The following is a 1,065-nucleotide window of genomic DNA, read 5'->3' on the forward strand; positions in this document are numbered from 1 at the left end:
AACCTGGTACTCGGAGTAGGAGGAGGTGCTGGTTACATTTACCGTGTTTTCGCTGATGAGTGAACCGCCTGAATCGTAGAAACGAAGCGCAAGGATGGCACTCCAGGTGTTGGAGCTGCGCTTTGCGTGGGCTTTAATGGTGTAAACACTCCCGGGCAGGATGCCGGTTTTGGTTTGAGAAACGTAAGAATAAAATCCCTTTAATTCTGCTGCTGAACTTCCCGACCAGGCATCGCCGGTGATGCTGACGGAACCGTATTTGTACCAATCACTAAATCCCGATTCAAAGCCGGTGTTGTCCAGAATAATACATGGTGGAGGAAGGGCCAGTGCGGCTGCTTTGGCAGAAAGTGCGTGTTCGAAAGCGCGGGAAAGTTTGTGACAGGCTTCTGTGGTGAAATGCCCTGCGGTCATGGCGGGGTCCTTTGCCTGGACTGAGGAAAGCAGCCCCACAAAAAACACGGCCATGAAAGCGGTTTTACGCGCCAGTTTGTTCAAGACATCCATAGTTTTTGTCGCGGGGGGTGGCGGTTTTTGTAAATGTGAACGGATGGCGTTCTTCAGGCAATTTTCCCGAAGAGTCATTCGCCACGGTGTCTGTTCAGTTAGCGCCTCGCCTTCTTTCCTTTGTTTCAATGTTGGCCCGGAGGGCCGAAGCAGGCGAGTGAGACCAAGCGGCAAAAGCAACTGAATAGCAGTGTACTGTTGCCACCAACAGGGTTAAGCATTCTGAAACTTTGGGCTACGACAGTGTTTTTTCTGAAAAATGGGAGGAGGATTGGAGAGGGGGCTTGCGTGTGTATTGTTGAGAAGGGCAAAGCCTGTACCAAAGGAGGGGAAAACGGACTGTCCCCATCTTATTTCTGAGGACAGTCCGTGACAGGGTAAAATCAGCTTTTCTGGAAAAGCCGGAAGGTGAGCATCTTGCCCTTTTGGTCTTTCAGAACCAGCAGGTGCGTGCCGGCAGCCAGGCCGGAAACCCTTATCTGCGCTTCACTGCTGTCGAGTTTTTGCGAAGCGACCAGTTTTCCATTCATGTCGAATACTTCTGCGGTGCCCGACTGC

At 51.6% G+C, this 1,065-nt stretch carries 2 protein-coding genes; both read right to left on the minus strand.

Annotated features, from left to right (window positions below; translation table 11 throughout):
* Window positions 1-507: hypothetical protein (locus D6783_02410; GenBank protein ID RME53295.1), on the minus strand; the 507-nt coding region annotated here is incomplete at its 3' end.
* Between the two features lie 383 nt (window positions 508-890).
* On the minus strand, window positions 891-1,065 hold a 175-nt coding region (locus tag D6783_02415; GenBank protein ID RME53296.1), incomplete at its 5' end, for a T9SS C-terminal target domain-containing protein.

The sequence above is a fragment of the Candidatus Woesearchaeota archaeon genome, assembly GCA_003694805.1.
Lineage (GTDB): Archaea > Nanobdellota > Nanobdellia > Woesearchaeales > J110 > J110.